Genomic DNA, 19628 nt, shown 5'->3' with positions numbered 1-19628 from the left:
AATAGTGATCCGAAAGGAGGGCCGACAAATGGAAAATCGCATTATTTTTATGGGAACCCCGCAAATTGCCGCGGATGTTCTCCAGGCTCTGATTGATGACAAGGCAAATATTGTGCTCGTAGTTACCCAGCCCGACCGCAAGGTAGGACGCAAGGGCATACTGCAGCCCTGTGAAGTAAAACAGCTTGCTCTTGAACATGGCCTGCCCGTCTTTTCACCTGAGAAGATTTCCAAAGACTACAAACCGATCGAAGACTGCCATGCAGATCTGATCGTAACCTGCGCCTACGGACAGATCGTCCCCGAAGGCGTTCTGAACGCACCGAAACAGGGGTGCGTCAATCTCCACGGATCGCTGCTTCCGTTATACCGCGGAGCGGCTCCCATTCAAAGGGCGATCTGGGACGGCTGTCCCAAAACCGGTATGTGTCTCATGCTCATGGAAAAGGGAATGGATACCGGTCCGGTCGCGGACAGTATTGAAATTCCAATCGACAGCTGCGAAACCTCGACTACGCTCTTTAAGAAAATGGGCGAAGCCGCCGGAAAGCTGATCGTAAAAAATCTGCCTGCTCTGCTGAAAGGCGAACTCGTCTTCCAAAAGCAGGATGCATGCAAGGCTATGTACGCGCAGAAAATATTGCCGGAAGACGAAAAGGTCGATCTGAGCAGGGATGATCGTCAGATCTGCTGCCAGATCCGTGCCCTGTCCAGAGAACCTGGAGCCTATGTCATCGCCGATGGCAAAAAGCTCAAGATTCTCGAAGTACGCTACGAACCGGGCGAAACCCCAGGCATCGGCGTCTTTACCAAAAAAGGAAAGAAACAGTTTGCCATGGGCGGACACGAAGGACTGTTTCTGCTCGATGAAGTGCAGCTTGAAGGAAAGCCTGCCATGAAGTCCGCCGATTTTTTAAATGGAAAAGGCAGAAGCCTGCTCGATAAGAAAGCGGGGGATTCATTTGGATCAACAGCACATTCGTAATTTTTCAATTATTGCCCACATTGACCATGGAAAATCCACTCTGGCCGACCGCATCCTCGAACTGACGGATTCGGTGGAAAAGAGGGAAATGAAGTCGCAGATTCTCGACTCCATGGATCTGGAGCGTGAGCGTGGCATCACCATTAAGCTCAACGCCGTTGAACTGGTTTATCACGCAAAAAACGGGGAAGACTATCTCTTTCATCTGATCGATACACCGGGTCACGTCGACTTCTCGTATGAAGTGTCCCGATCGCTGGCCGCCTGCGAAGGCGCCATTCTCGTCGTGGATGCGGCACAGGGCGTGCAGGCCCAGACGATGGCCAACGTCTATCTGGCCCTGGAAAACGACCTGGAAATACTTCCCGTCCTCAATAAAGTTGACCTTCCAAGCGCCCAGCCGGAAGTCGTTAAACAGGAAATTGAAAACCTGATCGGCCTCGACTGCTCGGAAGCGGTGGAAATTTCAGCCAAATCCGGCCTGAACGTCGATAAGGTTCTCGAAGAAATCGTCAACAAGCTTCCGGCGCCGACCGGTTCCAAGGACAAGCCGCTGCAGGCGCTCGTCTTTGACTCCGTTTACGATCCGTACAAAGGCGTTATCGCCTGGGTTTCCGTCAAAAACGGCGAACTCAAAGTCGGCGACCGCATTCGTCTGATGCAGTCCAAAGCCGAATACGAAGTCACGGAACTCGGCGTTCGTACGCCCAAGCTTTTAAACAAGGAAAAGCTCTCCGCCGGCGATGTCGGCTGGGTTGCTGCTTCGGTTAAGGACATTAAAACCGTGCGGGTCGGCGATACGATTACGCTCGCCGATCAGCCAGCGGCCGCGCCGCTGCACGGCTATAAGGAAATGCAGCCGATGGTGTACGCCGGTCTGTATCCAGTCGACAATGCCCGTTATGACGATTTAAAGGAAGCGCTCGAAAAGCTGCAGCTCAACGATGCGTCCCTTCAGTTTGAGCCCGAAACATCGCAGGCGCTTGGCTTTGGCTTTCGCTGCGGCTTTTTAGGCCTGCTGCACATGGACGTTGTCGAAGAGCGTCTGGAGCGTGAGTATAACCTCAATCTGATTGCGACCAGTCCGTCGGTAATTTATCAGGTTCATAAAACCGACGGCACGGTGGAAGAAGTTGACAACCCGGCCGCTCTTCCGCCCGCGCAGAACATTGACTGGATCGAAGAACCGTACGTAAAAGCGGAAATTCTCGTTCCGAAAGAATACGTCGGCACGATGATGGATCTCTGCCAGAAAAAGCGCGGCGAGTACATTGATCTGCAGATGATCGACGACACCCGCATGGAACTCATTTATGAAATGCCGCTTTCGGAAGTCATCTTCGACTTTTTCGACCGCATGAAAAGTTCTACCAAAGGCTACGCCAGCTTTGACTACACGTTCTCCGGCTATCGAAAGAGCGATCTGCAGAAACTCGACATCCTGCTGAACGGTCAGCCGGTCGATGCGCTGAGCATCATCGTCCACAAGGATTTCGCTTACGCGCGCGGCAACGCGATGGCTGTCAAACTGAAAGATCTGATTCCCAGACAGCAGTTTGAAATTCCGGTCCAGGCAGCGATCGGTTCCAAGGTCATCGCCCGTACCAACATCAAGGCGCTGCGCAAAAACGTTCTGGCAAAATGCTACGGCGGCGATATTTCCCGAAAGAAAAAACTTCTCGAAAAGCAGAAGGAAGGAAAGAAGCGCATGAAGATGGTCGGCAGCGTCGAAATTCCGCAGGAAGCCTTCATGGCCGTTCTAAGCATGGATGACGACAAATGATCCCTTCGGCTTACGTTCACGTTCCGTTCTGCTCCTCGATCTGTTCCTACTGTGCCTTTGCCAAAAGTGCCCGGCTTGAACTTGTCGATACGTGGCTCGACGCCCTGCAAAGCGAAGTGGAAGCTGAACTTGGACCGCTGAAGCAGAACCATCCGGATTTTCGCTTTCGGACGCTCTATTTTGGAGGGGGCACGCCCAGTGTGCTGAATCTTTCACAGACAAAACGGCTGCTCGAGCTGTTTAAGTACTTTGCAAATGAAAATACGGAGTGGACGGTTGAGGTCAATCCCGAATCGATCACTAAAGAAAAGCTCCGGCTGTATCGAGAAGCTGGAGTCAATCGCGTTTCGATCGGTCTGCAGACCTTTGATGAAGAACGACTGAAGCAGATTGGCCGTACGAACACCGTTCCAAATTCGCTGAAAGCCATCGCGCTATTAAAAGAAAGCGGGATTGAGCGGATCTGCGCCGATCTGATGTACGGCTTTCCTGGAGAAAGTCTGGAAGATCTCAACCGGGATCTCGACGCGTTTTTGAATCTGGACATTTCGCACCTGTCCATTTATTCGCTGATTCTCGAACCGGGAACCCGCTTTGGCAGTCGGTATTCCGAAGACGATCTGGATGAAGATCTCTGCGCTCTGCAGTACGAAACGATCGAAAAACGGCTGGAAGCTGCCGGATACGAGCATTACGAAATTTCGTCCTATGCGAAAAATCAGGCGTACGGTAAACACAACCTTCTCATATGGCTGGATGGTCTGTATTACGGCTTTGGCTTTGGTGCCGTCGGCCGGGATGAAACGGGACTGTACGAACACGCCTCGTCTTTAAAAGCCTGGATGGAAAATCCGTTCGAAAAGATCCGCCCGGAAAATCCCAATCCTGAATTTGACGCGATCATGACCGGCCTGCGGACACGCGAAGGTCTCGATGTTCAAAAGTGGAACGCGAAGTACGGAATGGATCTGGAAAGCCGCTACGTGGACGTTTTAGACAAGTGGAAAGACGTCTTTATCCGAAAAGACGGAAAGCTTTCCCTGAGTGAATCCGGCATGGAAGTTCTGGATTCGATTTTAGTTGATTTTCTCTTGAGTAAAGAGTAATCTGACATAGATTCGTGCCCGGCACAGGGTTCTCCAGCCCCTGCTTGGCGCTGAATGACACCAAATGCATTGAGGAGGATATGAAAATGACCAGTGCAGAAAAACAGGCGATTATTAAAGAATACGCCGTACACGAAGGAGACACCGGCTCTCCTGAAGTTCAGATCGCAATTCTGACCCGCCGGATCAACGAGCTCACAGAGCACTTCAAGGTTCACAAACACGACTATCATTCCTACAGAGGTCTGATGAAAATGGTTGGACACCGCAAAAGCCTGCTCAACTACCTGAAGCGCGAAGACCTCGACCGCTACAAAGCTCTGATCGCAAAACTCGGTCTGAGAAAGTAGTCCAAAACAAAGCTATGCTTTCGGCAGTGCCAGACGCACTGCCGTTTTCTTTTATCGTCTGGAAAGGAACTGTCTACAAAGGGTCCCTTTCCGCTCTGACGGATCATGCCGGCTTTGGATTTTTCCGGCATTATTCTTCACATTCTTTCGCAATTCTTTTCTGGCTTATGTAAAGAGTTTCGATGCCTGGGAAAATTAATCTTTCTTTTAGAAAGTTTCGATACCGTCAGACAGTGCACAGACAAAAACAGATTCTCGCCGTATCCGCCGTCGTTTTTACAGGACGGCTTAGTACGGGTTTTCCAAGGGCGAAACAGGAAAACGAAAAAGAGGAAAAAGAGTCTGTTTCTGGATCTGGGCTTGATCGATTTACAATAGTGATGATTTTCAAAAAAAGTTCCTGGCTGGCCTCTGGCTGCCGTATGCCTTTTTTCTGAAAAGAGACAGGAGTACACGTATGAAATTTTTAAAATGGATATCGGCGGGGGCGCTGGCCTGCGGTCTGCTGCTTTCCGGATGTGCCAAACCCGTCCCGGTGACGGAAGACAACGCCCCAAGCGAACTGCTGAAAAAGGCGGCAGCCATTAGCAGCGAATCCACGATGGATGACATCGTAGAAGTGTTCCAGGGCATGGTTGATCAGACGTACGACGCAAATCCGACCGGTCTGGTCTACGACGAAAGCGGAACATCCACTTCCATCGATACGCTTTCGGACAAGCTCGAAGGAACGAAGACGTCTCTCAGAAGCTACGACATTCGCGTACCGGCTAAAGACCGGTTCTATCAGCTGTACGAATATTCGCTCAAAGATGAAACCGAGCCAAAGGCAAAGGAAAAATCGAGCAGCGAAAGCAGCTCGGTCGAATCGGGAAGCGAGAACGGTTCTGCAGCTGAAAACGCCGATCAGGCTTCCAACAACCAGCAGATCAGCGGCCTTTCGGAATATTCTCCGTACGGGGAAACCGTGGTCTACACCTCGCTTGCAGACGGCGTTCGCATTGCTGGAGCCAACGATCCAATGACCATCACCAGCATCAGTTCCTACGAAAACGAAAACGCGGCCGTGGAAGCCGACCAGCTCGATTCCGCGATTGAAAACTCAGTCGTTTACGCGCTTTATTCCATGTTCGGATCGAACCTGCTTCTGCAGCCGCTCGAATATCCGGATCTGTATGACTTCACCCTCGCAAAAATCGGAAACGAGTACCGCTGGACCATTTCCATGGCCGATGCGGAAGCCTACAATACGCAGCTCGACAGTGTATACGAAAGTTCCTACGGCATGAGCCGTCTCGATATTCGCGGCGACGGAACGCTCGTTCTGGACGGCTACGATCTCGAAGACGTTCGTCTCGTTCTGACGACCGATGCCAACGGCGCGCTTAAGAAAATCGAAAACATTACCCGCTCCAAGGCAACCCTTGGCGAGGACAGTCTCGATCTGTCCAGCAACGATACCGTTGCCGTTTCTGCTGCGCCGGAAAGCTGGATGACATTCTTTGAAGGCTTCTTCACGAGCGTAAAAGGCGAATCCCTCAAGGAAGGCGACACGTTCAAGCTTCTGCAGAAGTTTGACGTGAAGAAAGCCGATTCGAGCGCTTCTTCCCAGGAAAAGGCATCTTCTGAGGCATCGTCCAAAGCGGAAAGCGCTGCAAATGAATCCAAAGCCGATGCGAAGAGCGAGTCCAAAGAAGAGTCCAAAGCCGATTCCAAGGCAGATTCGAAAGCAGAATCCAAGACCGAATCCAAAGCGGACTCCAAAGCAGATTCTTCGAAAAAGTAGTCTGTAAATGAAAAAAGACGGATCCAACCGATCCGAGATACAATCACAAACTAGCGCCGCAGAGTTTTCTGCGACGTTTTCGTCTGGCGCAAAGCCGCCAGAAAAGAGTGGAGAATCTGACCGGGAACCTGAACAGGGAATGTGAACAGGGCGAATGAACCTGAAAAAGGAACGGAGAAGAGAACATCGTCGGGCAGAGGTGATATCTGCAGCGCCAAGATGGTCTGACACCGAGCATCCGGGTTCCGGTGTCAAAAATCGAATGTTCAAAGCCCATATTGCCGACTCCTTTCCAAGCGGGATAGAACGAGGATTTTCGTTGTGTTATGATAGCGCTTGATAAACTAAAAGTGAGGTAAATAGACAAGATGGCTAAACAGGTATTTCATCTTGACTTTTGCGGAAAGAACATCACGGTAGAAACCGGTGAAATCGCCAAACAGGCTAGCGGCTCAGTACTCGTCCGCTATGAAGACACGGTTATTCTTTCGACCGCAGTGGCTTCGGCCCAGGCCAAAGAAGGACTGGATTTCTTTCCCTTAACGGTCAGCTATGAAGAAAAACTGTATGCGGCCGGCAAAATCCCAGGCGGCTTTCTGCGCCGCGAGGGACGTCCGACTGAACATGCGACACTGACTGCCCGAATGATCGACCGGCCGATCCGGCCGCTGTTTGCGGAAGGCTTCCGCAACGAAGTTCAGGTGGTGAACACGGTCTTTTCCGTAGATCCGGACGCATCGAGCGAAATGGCTGCGATGCTGGGTGCATCTCTAGCCCTCTGCCTTTCGGATATTCCGTTTGGCGGACCGATCGCCGGCGTAAAAGTCGGTCTGATCGACGGGGAATTCATTGTGAACCCGGATACGGAACAGGCAGAACGTTCGGAAATTGATCTGACCGTTGCCGGTACGGCTCAGGCACTCAACATGGTTGAAGCCGGCGCCAACGAAGTCAGTGAAGAAGTCATGCTCGAAGCGCTGATGTTCGGTCACGAAAAGATCAAGGAACTCTGTGCTTTTGAAGAAACCATTATTGCTGCATGCGGCAAGCCAAAACGCGAAATTCAGCTTTTTGCCTTTGACGAGCAGCTCGAAGCCGCTGTACGCGACGCGTACGAAAGCGACATTCGCAAAGCGGTATCCATTCAGAAAAAACTCGAGCGCTACGCTGCAATCGATTCGCTGATCGACAAGGCGGTAGCGGAATACGAAGCAAAAGAATACGAAAGCGAAAAAGCGAAAGCCAGTACGCTTAAGCAGGTTGGACAGATCTGCCGCAACATTGAAGCGGATGAAGTCCGCCGCCTGATCATTGAAGACAAGGTTCGTCCGGACGGCCGCGCCATCGACGAAATCCGTCCGCTGAACTCGCAGGTTGACCTGATGCCGCGCGTTCATGGTTCCGCCATGTTCACCCGCGGAGAAACGCAGGTTATTTCCTCGACGACGCTCGGCGCGCTCAATGAAAACCAGATTATCGACGACGTAACCGAAGTCGATAACAAGCGCTTTATGCATCACTACAACTTCCCGCCTTACTCCGTAGGCGAAACCGGACGCATGGGTTCTCCAGGACGCCGTGAAATCGGTCATGGTGCCTTAGGCGAACGCGCACTGTCCAAAGTTCTTCCTTCGGTAGAAGAATTCCCGTACACGATCCGTACGGTAGCGGACGTTACCGAATCCAACGGTTCGTCTTCGCAGGCCTCCATCTGCGCCGGCACGATGTCGCTGATGGCGGCAGGCGTTCCGATCAAGGCGCCGGTAGCCGGTATTGCGATGGGTCTGATCATGGATGACGAGAGCGGCAAATACACCGTTCTGACCGACATTCAGGGTATGGAAGACCACTTCGGCGATATGGACTTCAAGGTAGCCGGAACTGAAAACGGAATTACCGCTCTGCAGATGGACATCAAGGTCAAAGGCATTACCCGTGAGATTTTCCAGGAAGCCCTCGCACAGGCCAACAAAGCCCGCAAGGAAATTCTGGCCAACATGCTCGCGACCATTCCGGAACCGCGCAAGCAGCTCTCGCCGTATGCACCGAAGATTGCCCAGATGAAGATTTCCGTAGACAAGATCAAGGATGTCATCGGACCGGGTGGCAAGATGATTAACCAGATCATTGCTGACTGCGACGGTGTCAAGATCGACATTGAAGACGACGGATCCGTAGTGATTTATCACAAGGATCAGGCAGCCATCGACAAGGCGGTTGCGGCGATTAACGAAATCTGCCGCGAAGCCAAAATCGGCGACGTGTACGAGGGCAAGGTTGTCCGCGTGGAAAGCTATGGCGCCTTCGTCAACCTGTTCGGAAAAACCGACGGCCTGCTCCACGTATCCAACATCAGCTGGAACCGCGTAGAAAATGTGGAAGACGTTCTCAAGATCGGCGATGTGATCGATGTCAAAGTCACCGAAATTGAAGACGGAAAAGTCAAAGTCTCGGCCAAAGCGCTGCTTCCTAAGCCGGAAGGTTATAAAGAACCGGAACGCAGAGGTCCAAGAAATGACCGCGGCCGCAGACCAGGCGGAAACGGAAGACGTCCGGATAATCGTCATGGCGACCATCACGGCGATCATAAAGACCGTCCCGCAGCGGCCGCTGAAACCAGCGAAACCCCGGCGGAATAAAGTACGCAAAGATCAGAAGCTCACCCTTCTGGTCTTTTTGTTTTGTACATATTCGAAAGCCGAAGAGAGACGGGCCGCTGTGCTAGAATAGACAGGACAGAAAGAGTGAAAAAAACAAAATGAATTATCGTACTCTTGCGAATCAGTATTTTGATTCCTTTAAAAAAGATCTCAAAACCCTTGTTTCCATCCCTTCCGTCCGGGATAAGGAACATGCGAATACGAATGCGCCTTTTGGTCCAGCCGTTCAGGATGCCCTGGAAACGATGCTGGCCATGGGAAAACGGGACGGTTTTGCCACCAAAAACTTTGACGGCTATGCCGGAACGATTACCATTCACGATGCCGGACCAGACGCAGAAAGCGTCGGCATTCTCGGTCATCTCGATGTTGTACCAGCCGGCGACGGCTGGACGCGTCCGGCTTATGATCTGACGAAGGAAAAAGGCTGGCTGTTTGGCCGCGGCGTTCTCGATGACAAAGGCCCGCTGCTGGCGGCGTACTATGCCATGAAAATTTTGCACGATCAGAATGTAAAGCTGAATAAGACCGTGTATCTGATTGCCGGAACCGATGAGGAAAGCGGCATGGAAGGCATCGACTACTACCTGAAAAACGGCGGTCCGATTCCGACGATGGGATTTACCCCCGATGCGGATTTCCCGGTCATTTACGGCGAAAAGGGAAACATCCATATGATTCTCGAAAGCGATGCGCCCACGATTATTTCTTCCATGACAGCCGGCGAGCGTCCGAATATCGTCATTCAGAACGCGTCTGCCGTTTTGAACACGAAGGAATTTGATCCCGCGCTTTTCGATTTCTATCTGCGTACCAACGATCTGAAGGGTTCCTATTCCATTGAAGACGATGGCGTGCATATTTACATGATCGGCAAGCCGGCACACGGCTCTACGCCTTACCTTGGCAACAATGCCGGAGTACATCTGTTCAACTACGTTGGCCAGGCGTATAACGACGCGCTCTCCAATGCGATGTATGCCCTGCTCAAGGACTGGAAAGGCACTCCGGAACACATCGATATCGACGGCCTTTACATGGGCTTTCTGACGATGAACCCGGGCCAGATCGAAATCAAGGACGGTCACGCTTCCGTTCTGATCGATATCCGCTATCCAAACGATACCACTCCCGAAAAGGTTCTTGCCGGCTTTGAAGAAGCGGCCAAGGAAAGTCCGGTCGACATGCATGCGAAAATGGTTTCCGCAGGCAAGCCGCTTTTTGTAGACCCGAATTCCAGACTCGTAAAAGATCTGATGCAGTCGTATGCCGACTACACGGGCGATACGTTCTCCCCGGCCATTACGATTGGCGGCGGCACGTATGCCAAGCACTTTGACAACTTCGTAGCCTTTGGCCCTGAAAAGCCGTGGGAAAAAGCACCGGCCGATCTGCACGTCGGCTCGATTCATTCCGCCGATGAAGGCGTATCCGAAGACGCACTCGAAGAAGCGATCGCCATTTACGCGGATGCGATTGAAAGGCTGGCTTCCTGATGCGGATGCGCCGCATTCCCTGGGCTGCTGACTATCTTACTACATCGCCCTCGCGTGTTCATGCGCCTGAGCAGAACAAAGGAAACTGGAATTCTTCGAAAAACGGAAAGCTCCATCTCGAAATCGGCTGCGGCAAAGGCGGCTACTCGGCCGTAATGGCCGCGCTGTATCCGCAGGATACGTTTGTGGCTGTCGAGCGCAACGAAAGCGCTGCCGGTCTGGCCGCGAAAAAATTCGATGAAGCCGGCGTGTCCAATCTGTCGCTCGTATATGGCGACGGCGCGGATCTGTCGCAGTGGTTTGCGCCGGGCGAGCTCGATATTATTCATCTGAACTTTTCCGATCCGTGGCCCAAAAAACGAAACGCCAAACGCCGTCTGAGCGCGCCCGGTTTTCTCGAACAGTACAAAACGGTTCTGGCCGATAACGGTCAGGTCATTATGAAAACCGATAACCAGGCGCTTTTCGAATACTCCCTGCCTGTGTTTGCGCATGCCGGATTCATGCTGGAAGAAGTCAGCGTCGATTTTCGAAGAGAAGACCATCCGGAAGATCCGCTGACTGAATACGAAGAAAAATTTGTACAGGCCGGAAACCCGATTTATCGGGTCATCTGGCAGAAAGGCTAAAAAATGAAACAGCTTCATACCCCGACTGAAGTGAAGAACGCCATGCAGCAGAACAAGCCTGCTGTTCTGGCGTGGTCCGCCGCATGGTGCCCGGACTGTGTATACCTGAAAACCTTTATCGATAAGATTGTCGCCGACAATCCGGAATTCGATTTTTATATGCTGGATCGCGACGAACTGCTGGATCTTGCCATTGAGCAGGAAATTCTCGGCATTCCGTCCTTTACTGTCTTTAAAGACAGCAGGGAAATCGGACGTTACGTATCCAAGGACAGAAAAACCCCGGAACAGATTCAGGCGTTCCTCAATACGTGCAAGGAGGCTTAACTATGGGAATTAAAGACATGATGAAATCGTTCCTGTTTGAAACCGTCGATTCCATCGAAGACGATGACGAAGATGTCGTCGAAGAAACCACCGAAGAACCTGTTGAAGAACAGCCTGCAGCTGCAGAGCCTGTTTCTCCTGCGGTTCACGAAACGCCGGCGCCAGCCGTTCAGCCAGCCGTGCTCGAACCGGTCACTCCAGCGGAAGTGGACCGTCAGGCTAACGATTTCCTGGCAAGCACCTCCCGCAAGCCGGAATCTTCGCTCTTTGCGGGCGTTGAAGAGACGCTGAGTCCTTCGACAAACAGCAGCAGCCAGACTGCCAGAAGCCATGCGAAAAAAACGGAAGCAAAAAAAGCACCGGCCCAGGCGCGCAAAGGTGCTTCCCGCAAGGATAAAACCGCCTTTATTGACTACTCTGCCGTTCTTTCTCCAATTTTCGGAAACCTTCCCGAAGATCAGAAAGATGTGGACGCCGTACACGATGCGATCAATCTGCCGGAACCGCAGGATCACTCCGACATGATTCAGATCATCTCGCCAATGTACGGCACAACTCCAAAACCGAAAAAGCGCGCCCCGCTTGGCGAACGCCGTTCCGCTGCTCCCAAAGCCGCAGCCGAAGCGCCCGCTAAGGAAGCCGAAAAAGCCGCACCGGCGCATGAGGCAGCGCAGGCTTCCGCAGCGGCGCGCACAAACACAAACCGCACGCGTCTGACGGATGAGCTTCTCAGCAATGCCGCAGCCGCTTCGAATACCCATTCCAAACCTATGGATCTTGCCGCCTATCTTTCGCGTCCGGCAAGAACGTCTTCAAAGGACGGCGATAAGGAATGAATTATTTCTTTACCGGCATCAAAGGAACCGGCATGGCCGCTCTGGCCGAAATCCTTGCCGATCAAGGCAATGAGGTGCGCGGCTCCGATATCGAAAAATACATTTTTACCGAAGACGGACTGAAAGAGCGCGGCATCGAAATTTATTCCTTCGATCCCGCCAATATCCAGCCGGGCGATACCGTGATCGCCGGTCTCGCGTTTGAAGACGATCATCCCGAACTCGTTCAGGCCAGAGCCATGGACGATGTGAAAGTGTATCGCTACAACGAGTTTTTAGGCCATCTTCTGGAATCCTACAATTCCATCTGCGTAGCCGGCTGTCATGGCAAATCCACCACGACTGGTCTGCTCGCGCACATTCTTTCTGCGTGGGAACCGACCGGCTATCTGATCGGCGACGGAAACGGCCATATGCCTGCCGATGCGAAGCATTTCGTTCTCGAGTCGTGCGAATTCAAGCGGCATTTCCTGGCGTATCATCCCGACTACGCGCTGATCACCAATATTGAGCTCGACCACGTCGACTACTACAAAGATCTTGACGACTACATTTCCGCCTTCCAGAGCTTCATTCGCCAGACGAAAAAAGAAGCCGTCATCTTCGGCGACGACCCCTGGCTGCCCGGACTGGACTATCCCATTCCGTATGTCAAATACGGTCTGAACGACGGCAATGACTATCAGGGCGTCAATCTGGTGCAGGATGAACACGGCTCTACGCTAAGCGTTCTGTACAAAGGTGAGAAAATCGTCGATCTCATCCTGCACGAAAGCGGATTGCCTTTCGTATGGGATTCCCTGGGCGCATTCGCGCTGGCGCATCAGCTTGGCATGCCGGCCGATCAGATTGCGGCACAGATCGATTCCTTTAAGGGCATCGCCCGCCGTTCTGTGATTGAAGAAATCGGCGAAAACGTTCTTGTAGACGATTACGCGCACCATCCGACCGCTATTCGCGAAATGATCCGCGGCATGCGTCATCGCTATCCGGATAAGAAGATCGTCGCGCTGTACAAACCGGATCGCTATTCCCGTCTGGAGTATTTCCTGGACGGCTTTGCCGATTCGCTTAACGAAGCGGATGCGAGCGCCGTACTCGACTTTGATTCCAATATTCATCCGGAAAACGATTCGATCAAAGTGACCATTCAGGATCTTCTCGATCGTCTTGAAAATGGCCGTCTGCTGGAGATCGATGAAGTAAGCGCAAAGCAGCTGCAGGATCTGGGCCCCGCGGTTTATATCTTCATGTCTTCGAAAAACATTTATCTTCTGAAGAATCTGCTCAAAAAGCGCCTTCTCGAAGCCGAATAAAGTCCGCCTCAAACTGGATTTACATGCGAAAATCCGTCGCATTCCGCAGGGAATGGACGGATTTTTTTGAGGCGCTCAGTGAGCAGGTCACAAGAAGGCGCCTTCTGAATTGATCGATGGTATATTTGATTAATAACATATCCGTTTTAGATTAATGCGTTTAGTATTTCTTTATTTTCCATTCTGGAAAACGACTGAATCTGGAGCCAATCGTCAAAGAATTTCTTTACGTCATCGAACAGAACACTGAATCTTTTCAAAGTTCAATGAAAAGTTTTCATCCGTAAGAATGAATAACGTCATCAGTGCTATAATTTGAACGAATTGAAACATCTCAAAACGGATCAGACAGAGAAAGGAATTGTATGACAGTAAATCTTGATGTTCTGATGTATCTGGCCAGAATTGCCCTGGCGATTGCGGGTGTCATCGCTCTGGTTTATCTCGCGATGCTCTTTAAATCCGTAATCGACACCATGAAGACCTTTTCCAAAACTCTGGAAGCCGTCAATCGGGATCTGGTAAAACTTGAGTCTCCTCTGAACACGATCGGACAGGTATCCAATACGGTCGATCAGGTTTCGGATTCAGCCAAGAAGGCCGCCATGGGAGCCATCAAAGTTTTCTCAGAAGGTACAACGCGGCTCGGATCCAAAATGAACCAGAAATCCGAAGGCGTTAAGCGCAAATCGACCCGTCCAGAAACCGAGCCGGATGTGCAGCTGGAAAGTCAGTCTGCTCCTGCAGCCGATTTCCAGCCGGTCGGCATCGTGAAAGAGGAAGTCAGCGCCATCGTCACGGAAGAAAGCCAGACCCGGCCTGAACAGAAGGACTGAACGGCCAGCACAGGACGCCAGTCAACAGACGTCCAGTCAGTCCAGAATTGTTTCGAACCAGGAAAGCCATGGAGGATATGTAATGGAAGACGAAAAGAAAACAGTCGATACAGAAGAAGTAAAAGCGACTGAAACGGCTGAAAAAGAACCAGCCGATACCCCCGAACTGCCAGATGTGCCAGAAGAAGAACTTCTCGAAGCACCGAAAGAAGAAGAACCGGACGAAGATACAGAAGCCAAGGAAGATGCAGCACGTACTGCAGCCATTGACGAAATGGAAAAAGCCACGCAGAAAGCACTGGATGCCATGCGCGAAAAAGACAATCCGGAAAATGCCAAAGTCGTGGACGATGCGGAAGAAGAAGCCAGAGAAATCTTTGATGATTTTTCCAAATGGATGAAAGACAATACGCAGCCGGAACGCCTGAAAGCGGAATTCAAGGGCGTATCCGAGAAAATCGCGGAAGTACTCGAAAACGCGCGCAAATCGGCGATCGCCGTTTCCCAGAGCGAAGACTTCAAAAAGACAATGGAGTCCGGAAAGAACTTCGTACTCGGAACTGCCGGCCTGATCGGCGACGGTCTGAAATTCGGCTACGACAAGCTGATGGAAATCCCGGAACTGCGCAAGATCTCAGATAAAGTCAATGACAAAGTCGACGATCTGCGCCACAGCGAAACGCTTCGCAGCGCGGTTGACCGTTCCGAAGAAGGATTCAACCAGTTCACAAACGCACTGTTTAGCGGCATCAAGTCGTTCTTCACTCAGCCGGAAGCCAAAGAGGGCAAAGAAGACAAACACGATCTGCCGGATCTGCCAGAAGATACAGATGGGGAATAAGCAATGAAACGGATTACAATTTACGATGTCGCCAAGGAAGCGGACGTATCCCTTGCGACCGTGTCCCGTGTTATTAACGACTCCCGCGTAGTCCGCGAAGATACCCGTCAGCGCGTACAGGAAGTCATTGAAAAGCTCGGCTATAAGCCCAATGCAGTAGCGCAGGGCCTCGCTCTGTCCAAGACGACGACGGTTTCGATTGTCATGTCGGAAAAGCTGCTCGCCTACAACGCCCGCATTCTCAACGGACTGATGGACGTAGCGCACATTTACAACTACAACATCATGTTCCACACGACATCCAAGGGCATTTCCAAAATGCAGGATGTCATCGAATCCATTATCAAGTCCCGCGTTGACGGCGTCATTCTGTTTAATGACAACTTCACGCAGGAAGAAATGGACGTACTCAACGAATACAAAGTGCCGATGGTCGTTGTCGGCAGCAAGTTTGAAGATTCCGAACACGAACACGTCGGCAACGTATTCGTTGACTTCGAACAGCTCGCCTACGATCTGGTCAAGGACTGCTTTGAAAAAGGCGTTACTGACATCGCCCTGATGGAAGACAAGCTCAACCTGTCCATGATGACCCAGATGAAGCAGGGCATTTCCCGCGCCTTTGAAGACGCCGGCATGACGTTTGAAAACTATCTGTCCTATAACGATACGTACAAGACAAGCTACGAGTATTTCTCGGACTATCTCAAGACGCACAAGCCGCATACGCTGAACATCGCCTTCCGCGATTCGCAGGCGATCGCCATGCTGAACGCAGCCAAGGAAAACGGCTATTCCGTTCCGGAAGATCTGCAGATTGTTACGGTACTCGATTCCAAGTATCTGCCGATGATGCGTCCGACGCTGAGCGCCTACAATGTGCCAGAATACGACATGGGTGCGATCGCGATGCGTGTTCTGACAAAAATGCTCGTCGGCCAGGACGGCCAGAATCTCGAAAAGATCATCGAGATCAAAGCCTCTCCGATTGCCAGAGAATCCACTCTGCCAAGCGAGCTCAAATAGTATTTCAAAAAATCCAAAGCAGGCTTCAAGCCTGCTTTTCGACTGTTCAGGGCGTTTCGTCAAAACGAAACAGGCTGAACAAATAATCAAACCGAAAAACGAAAAACCGAACCTCCCGGTTTTGAAATCCAGGAGAGGGATCGTTCGGTTTCTCAAAACGGCATACAAACGAATGTGGGGTAGAATGAAGCCATGGAAATTGTTTTTAATCAAATGACGGACCATCTGCCGGATCACGATTACGTAAAGGATTACCAGACGATCATGGAAAAAGCCGGACGGCTTATGAATCTTGACGACGATCTGGTCTGCTCCGTAATTTTTGTCGATCCCGAGCAGATTCATGAAATCAACCGCGACTACCGGAACATTGACCGGCCAACGGATGTCATTTCGTTTGCGATGAAAGATGACTCTTCCAATATTTTCATTGAAGAAGAAGAAAAAGAGCTGGGCGATATTTTTATCAATACCCAGGCAGTGGAAGATCAGGCCAGAGAATACGGTCATTCCGTACGCCGTGAGTCCTGCTTCCTGTTCTGCCACGGCCTTCTGCATCTTTGCGGCTATGATCATATGACACCGGTAGATGAAAAAGTCATGTTTTCCTTACAGAAAGACATCCTTCATGAAGTGGCTGATCAATAGATTTCGCTACGCCTTTTCCGGCGTTCGCTATGGAATGCTTCGCGATCGCAGCGTCCGCTTTCAGTTTGTTCTCGCCGCTCTGGCGATTGCGGCCGGGCTGATTCTGAAAATTTCCAGAAGCGACTGGCTGTGGATTATCCTGGCCGTCTGCCTGGTCATCATGGCGGAAATTTTTAATTCCTGTATCGAAAAAACCGTGGATTACATATCGGAAAAACGGGATCCGCGCGCCGGTCTGATCAAGGATATGGCCGCTGCTGCGGTTCTGATGGCTTCAGTCTTTGCGCTTTGCGCGGCCATGTTTATTTTTCTGCCGCCTTTTCTGGCCTGGTTTTCGTAAAGAAAAAACTTCTGGCTGGATCCGGATCAGTTCCGGTCTGCTTTAGAATGGAGAGTTTTGTATGGCATCTTTTAAATCTGGATTTGTGGCTATCGTCGGCCGGCCCAATGCGGGTAAATCGACGCTTTTAAACGCTTTACTTGGCGAGAAAATCGCCATCATGTCAGATAAGCCGAATACGACACGAAACAATATCGCCGGCATTCTTTCCCAGGACGCTGCGCAGTTTGTCTTTGTGGATACGCCGGGCATTCATAAACCGCAGCAGGAACTTGGACGCGTCCTCAATAAAAACGCGTATATCGCTATGGAAGACGCGGATGTCGTGGCCTGGATTGTCGATGGAACGCAGTTCTTTGGCTCGGGCGACAATTTTATTCTCGAACGTCTCAAAACGCTTGGAAAACCGATTATTCTGCTTTTAAACAAAGTGGATAAGATGTCCCGCGAAAATCTGCTTAAACGTCTGAACTACTGGTCCGGACTGTACGATTTTGCAGAAATCATCCCGCTCTCGGCTCTGAAACGCGAAAATATCGATGAAGTTCTGCACGTCTTCAAGGATTACCTGCCGGAAGGCGATCCGCTCTATCCGAGCGAAATGAAGAGCGACCACGGTCTGAACTTCCAGCTGACCGAACTCGTTCGCGAAAAGATCCTGCAGAAAACGCACGACGAAATTCCGCATTCCATTGCGGTTCTGCTGGAAAGCATGGAAGAAGTCAACGGCAAGGTTTACCTGTCCTTTATCGTCATCGTCGACCGCGACTCGCAAAAAGGCATTCTGATCGGAAAGGGCGGCGACATGATCCGCTCCATCCGCATGAGCGCCCAGAAGGACATTAAGGAAAAACTGGGCAAGCCTGTCAACATCGAGCTGTATGTGCGCGTGGAAAAGAACTGGCGCAATAAGGAAAACAAAATTAAGGAATTCGGTCTGGACGAACTCTCCGACGACTGACCGGTTTACTAGCTTCTGGTACAGACGACTCTGGCCAGAAGCTGTTTTCTTCTGGGCTTTTCCTGGGACGTGCAAATCCGGATAATAAGAGGCGTGCTGAGTACGGCAGGCTGCAAAGAAACGACATTGCCCTGCATTCTTGGCCGCGAGTCAGAAGGAGGAAAAACGCATGGAAGAAGAAAATCAGTTTTTTGAGTCGGGCGAAGCGCGCATTCAGTCCAGACAGGGGCTTGTTCTTTCCACAATGGACTACAAGGACAACGATGGCCTGATTACGATGGCGGATGAAAATGGAATTTTTAAAGTCTATGCCAAAGGCGTACAAAAGGAAACGTCCAAAAACCGCCGGCTGTTTCTGCCGTTTTCGCTTACCCGTATCGCTTACGATCCGAAGTATTCCCGGGATTTTCTGTTTCTGATCAACGGACAGGTGATCGAGTCGTACTGGAAAAATTCGTCATCGCTCGAATACCAGTGCATCAACCAGATCCTGACGTCCCTGATTCTTCGGCACGACAGTACACCCGAAATTTATTACGATCTGCATTCGTTCTGGCAAAAGGCGCAGGAAGGCGAAATCGCGGATGCCCGACTGGCTGCGTGCAAGACGATGATCGAAATTCTTCGTGAAGCAGGCGTTCTGATGAATGTGGATGAATGCACCGTCTGTTCGAGAACGGACCGGATCGCAGGCGTGTCCATCGAAACCGGCGGATTTGTCTGTCTTGACCATCTGGGCGAACACCAGCCCTGGCCCAAGGCAGATCTCATGCTGCTGCGTCGACTGACGCGCTATCCGTTAGAAAAGCTGTATCGTCAGGATCTGCGCCCGCAGGACGATCAGTTTCTGCTCTGGCTGATGGAGTGGTATCAGTACACGACCGACAGCCGTCTGCGCTCTCTGGATCTGCTGAAACAGCTGATCGAAATGGGTGATCGAAAGAAAGACAAAACGTCTTCGAACCAATGCCATTCGGTTTTCCGGATAAAACAATGATTTGAACCTAACCTGTCTCGGAAGTCGTACCTTCCTCACGGTGATATCACGGTGACGTTATCTTATTTGGATAAGTTTATCTTGTTTTTTGAATAATTTGGCGCACTTAAAAAGAGCTGCTGTTCAGTATCTCCAAAACAATCTTAGTTGTATAAGAAAATTATCTACATTATTCGGTGCTGATTTGAGTCCGGTTTTCTTTGAGTATGCCGATCAAAATACCTGCCTTCTTTGACCTGCGATTTATGCTTCCAGATCTGCCTGAGCAGATATTCTTCATCCAGGAACTCGTAATTAAAGAACTTTCTAAGAAGCTCAAAGGCGAACTTCCGGTTGAGGACCGTTTTCCGTTTTGGCTGTTTCCTGGGAGCGGGTTGATGAATCTCGCAATAGGTGACGCCTGCGCTGCAGAGATTACAAAAGGTCAGACGAGCCCAGATCTCCTGCTTAACCGCATCCATCTTTCTGGCATGAATAGCCTGTAAACCTGTCGAATATTTCAATTCCAGGAAGCCTGTCTCAACAGACCATCTGGATTTATACAAATCGCGGATGTCCTCAATCGAAAACTCAGATTCAGGGAGACTGGTTATGAAGTACGGATATGGTTCAGGTGCGCCGGGTCTGGTGTCGGTATGAAGTTTCACAAGTCGAATGGTGAAATTGCACTCGCCATTTGCGTCCAGACAGGATTTATCTTTTCCG

General features: G+C 51.0%; 19 protein-coding genes. 18 read left to right on the top strand and 1 reads right to left on the bottom strand.

Features of this window, described 5'->3' with window-relative positions; genetic code table 11:
* Window positions 1-28 precede the first annotated feature (28 nt).
* The 18 genes from fmt (at window position 29) to recO (ending at window position 18923) form a co-directional block, all read left to right on the top strand.
* Entirely contained in the window at window positions 29-985 is a 957-nt protein-coding gene (fmt, locus tag Q2J39_RS00935; RefSeq protein ID WP_230267784.1) for a methionyl-tRNA formyltransferase, read from the top strand.
* A complete protein-coding gene (lepA, locus tag Q2J39_RS00930; RefSeq protein WP_288338849.1) occupies window positions 963-2768 on the top strand; it encodes a translation elongation factor 4 in 1806 nt (601 codons plus the stop codon). The genes fmt and lepA overlap by 23 nt, the downstream gene beginning before the upstream one ends.
* Window positions 2765-3874: a radical SAM family heme chaperone HemW gene (hemW, locus tag Q2J39_RS00925; protein WP_288338848.1), complete on the top strand. Its 1110-nt coding sequence runs from the start codon at window positions 2765-2767 to the stop codon at window positions 3872-3874. Before lepA ends, hemW begins: the two co-directional genes overlap by 4 nt.
* Before the next feature lie 86 nt (window positions 3875-3960).
* A complete protein-coding gene (rpsO, locus tag Q2J39_RS00920; RefSeq protein WP_288338847.1) occupies window positions 3961-4224 on the top strand; it encodes a 30S ribosomal protein S15 in 264 nt (87 codons plus the stop codon).
* A gap of 457 nt (window positions 4225-4681) precedes the next feature.
* The gene (locus Q2J39_RS00915) at window positions 4682-6010 is read left to right on the top strand and encodes a hypothetical protein (RefSeq protein WP_288338846.1); all 1329 of its coding nucleotides are present in this window, start codon (window positions 4682-4684) and stop codon (window positions 6008-6010) included.
* Window positions 6011-6378: 368 nt separating this feature from the next.
* Entirely contained in the window at window positions 6379-8649 is a 2271-nt protein-coding gene (gene pnp / locus Q2J39_RS00910) for a polyribonucleotide nucleotidyltransferase (protein ID WP_288338845.1), read from the top strand.
* A gap of 119 nt (window positions 8650-8768) precedes the next feature.
* Window positions 8769-10166, top strand: a complete 1398-nt coding sequence (locus tag Q2J39_RS00905; RefSeq protein ID WP_288338844.1) for a Sapep family Mn(2+)-dependent dipeptidase — start codon at window positions 8769-8771, stop codon at window positions 10164-10166.
* A 5-nt stretch (window positions 10167-10171) separates the two neighbouring features.
* The gene (gene trmB, locus Q2J39_RS00900) at window positions 10172-10795 is read left to right on the top strand and encodes a tRNA (guanosine(46)-N7)-methyltransferase TrmB (RefSeq protein WP_288338843.1); all 624 of its coding nucleotides are present in this window, start codon (window positions 10172-10174) and stop codon (window positions 10793-10795) included.
* A gap of 3 nt (window positions 10796-10798) precedes the next feature.
* Window positions 10799-11122, top strand: coding sequence for a thioredoxin family protein (locus Q2J39_RS00895; RefSeq protein WP_288338842.1), 324 nt, complete (start codon window positions 10799-10801; stop codon window positions 11120-11122).
* A gap of 2 nt (window positions 11123-11124) precedes the next feature.
* Window positions 11125-11958, top strand: coding sequence for a hypothetical protein (locus Q2J39_RS00890; RefSeq protein WP_288338841.1), 834 nt, complete (start codon window positions 11125-11127; stop codon window positions 11956-11958).
* Window positions 11955-13274: a UDP-N-acetylmuramate--L-alanine ligase gene (gene murC, locus Q2J39_RS00885; protein ID WP_288338840.1), complete on the top strand. Its 1320-nt coding sequence runs from the start codon at window positions 11955-11957 to the stop codon at window positions 13272-13274. Before Q2J39_RS00890 ends, murC begins: the two co-directional genes overlap by 4 nt.
* Window positions 13275-13639: 365 nt before the next feature.
* Entirely contained in the window at window positions 13640-14110 is a 471-nt protein-coding gene (locus tag Q2J39_RS00880) for a hypothetical protein (protein WP_288338839.1), read from the top strand.
* Between the two features lie 82 nt (window positions 14111-14192).
* A complete protein-coding gene (locus tag Q2J39_RS00875; RefSeq protein ID WP_288338838.1) occupies window positions 14193-14951 on the top strand; it encodes a hypothetical protein in 759 nt (252 codons plus the stop codon).
* A gap of 3 nt (window positions 14952-14954) precedes the next feature.
* Entirely contained in the window at window positions 14955-15977 is a 1023-nt protein-coding gene (locus tag Q2J39_RS00870; protein ID WP_230268318.1) for a LacI family DNA-binding transcriptional regulator, read from the top strand.
* Window positions 15978-16169: 192 nt separating this feature from the next.
* Window positions 16170-16625 carry an rRNA maturation RNase YbeY gene (ybeY, locus tag Q2J39_RS00865; protein WP_288338837.1) on the top strand — a complete coding sequence of 152 codons (456 nt, stop codon included), beginning with the start codon at window positions 16170-16172 and terminating at the stop codon, window positions 16623-16625.
* Window positions 16606-16965: a diacylglycerol kinase family protein gene (locus Q2J39_RS00860; RefSeq protein WP_230268320.1), complete on the top strand. Its 360-nt coding sequence runs from the start codon at window positions 16606-16608 to the stop codon at window positions 16963-16965. Before ybeY ends, Q2J39_RS00860 begins: the two co-directional genes overlap by 20 nt.
* 61 nt (window positions 16966-17026) lie before the next feature.
* A complete protein-coding gene (gene era / locus Q2J39_RS00855) occupies window positions 17027-17926 on the top strand; it encodes a GTPase Era (protein ID WP_288338836.1) in 900 nt (299 codons plus the stop codon).
* 169 nt (window positions 17927-18095) lie between these two features.
* Window positions 18096-18923 carry a DNA repair protein RecO gene (gene recO / locus Q2J39_RS00850; protein ID WP_230268322.1) on the top strand — a complete coding sequence of 276 codons (828 nt, stop codon included), beginning with the start codon at window positions 18096-18098 and terminating at the stop codon, window positions 18921-18923.
* A gap of 164 nt (window positions 18924-19087) precedes the next feature.
* Here recO and Q2J39_RS00845 read toward each other — a convergent pair.
* Window positions 19088-19628, bottom strand: a 541-nt coding sequence (locus tag Q2J39_RS00845; protein WP_300956673.1) for a transposase, incomplete at its 5' end; no start/stop codon positions are given.

The sequence above is a fragment of the uncultured Allobaculum sp. genome (assembly GCF_948576815.1).
Classification (GTDB): domain Bacteria; phylum Bacillota_I; class Bacilli_A; order Erysipelotrichales; family Erysipelotrichaceae; genus Allobaculum; species Allobaculum fili.
This window is presented reverse-complemented; position numbering and strand designations above follow the sequence as displayed.

Bases quoted from the DNA above. Each gene is read 5' to 3' on its own strand.
- Q2J39_RS00905 (WP_288338844.1), top strand. From the start codon at position 8,769: ATGAATTATCGTACTCTTGCGAATCAGTATTTTGATTCCTTTAAAAAA.
- Q2J39_RS00860 (WP_230268320.1), top strand. From the start codon at position 16,606: ATGAAGTGGCTGATCAATAGATTTCGCTACGCCTTTTCCGGCGTTCGC.
- trmB (WP_288338843.1), top strand. From the start codon at position 10,172: ATGCGCCGCATTCCCTGGGCTGCTGACTATCTTACTACATCGCCCTCG.
- Q2J39_RS00870 (WP_230268318.1), top strand. From the start codon at position 14,955: ATGAAACGGATTACAATTTACGATGTCGCCAAGGAAGCGGACGTATCC.
- Q2J39_RS00915 (WP_288338846.1), top strand. From the start codon at position 4,682: ATGAAATTTTTAAAATGGATATCGGCGGGGGCGCTGGCCTGCGGTCTG.
- ybeY (WP_288338837.1), top strand. From the start codon at position 16,170: ATGGAAATTGTTTTTAATCAAATGACGGACCATCTGCCGGATCACGAT.
- hemW (WP_288338848.1), top strand. From the start codon at position 2,765: ATGATCCCTTCGGCTTACGTTCACGTTCCGTTCTGCTCCTCGATCTGT.
- Q2J39_RS00880 (WP_288338839.1), top strand. From the start codon at position 13,640: ATGACAGTAAATCTTGATGTTCTGATGTATCTGGCCAGAATTGCCCTG.
- fmt (WP_230267784.1), top strand. From the start codon at position 29: ATGGAAAATCGCATTATTTTTATGGGAACCCCGCAAATTGCCGCGGAT.
- murC (WP_288338840.1), top strand. From the start codon at position 11,955: ATGAATTATTTCTTTACCGGCATCAAAGGAACCGGCATGGCCGCTCTG.
- rpsO (WP_288338847.1), top strand. From the start codon at position 3,961: ATGACCAGTGCAGAAAAACAGGCGATTATTAAAGAATACGCCGTACAC.
- recO (WP_230268322.1), top strand. From the start codon at position 18,096: ATGGAAGAAGAAAATCAGTTTTTTGAGTCGGGCGAAGCGCGCATTCAG.
- era (WP_288338836.1), top strand. From the start codon at position 17,027: ATGGCATCTTTTAAATCTGGATTTGTGGCTATCGTCGGCCGGCCCAAT.
- pnp (WP_288338845.1), top strand. From the start codon at position 6,379: ATGGCTAAACAGGTATTTCATCTTGACTTTTGCGGAAAGAACATCACG.
- Q2J39_RS00875 (WP_288338838.1), top strand. From the start codon at position 14,193: ATGGAAGACGAAAAGAAAACAGTCGATACAGAAGAAGTAAAAGCGACT.
- Q2J39_RS00895 (WP_288338842.1), top strand. From the start codon at position 10,799: ATGAAACAGCTTCATACCCCGACTGAAGTGAAGAACGCCATGCAGCAG.
- Q2J39_RS00890 (WP_288338841.1), top strand. From the start codon at position 11,125: ATGGGAATTAAAGACATGATGAAATCGTTCCTGTTTGAAACCGTCGAT.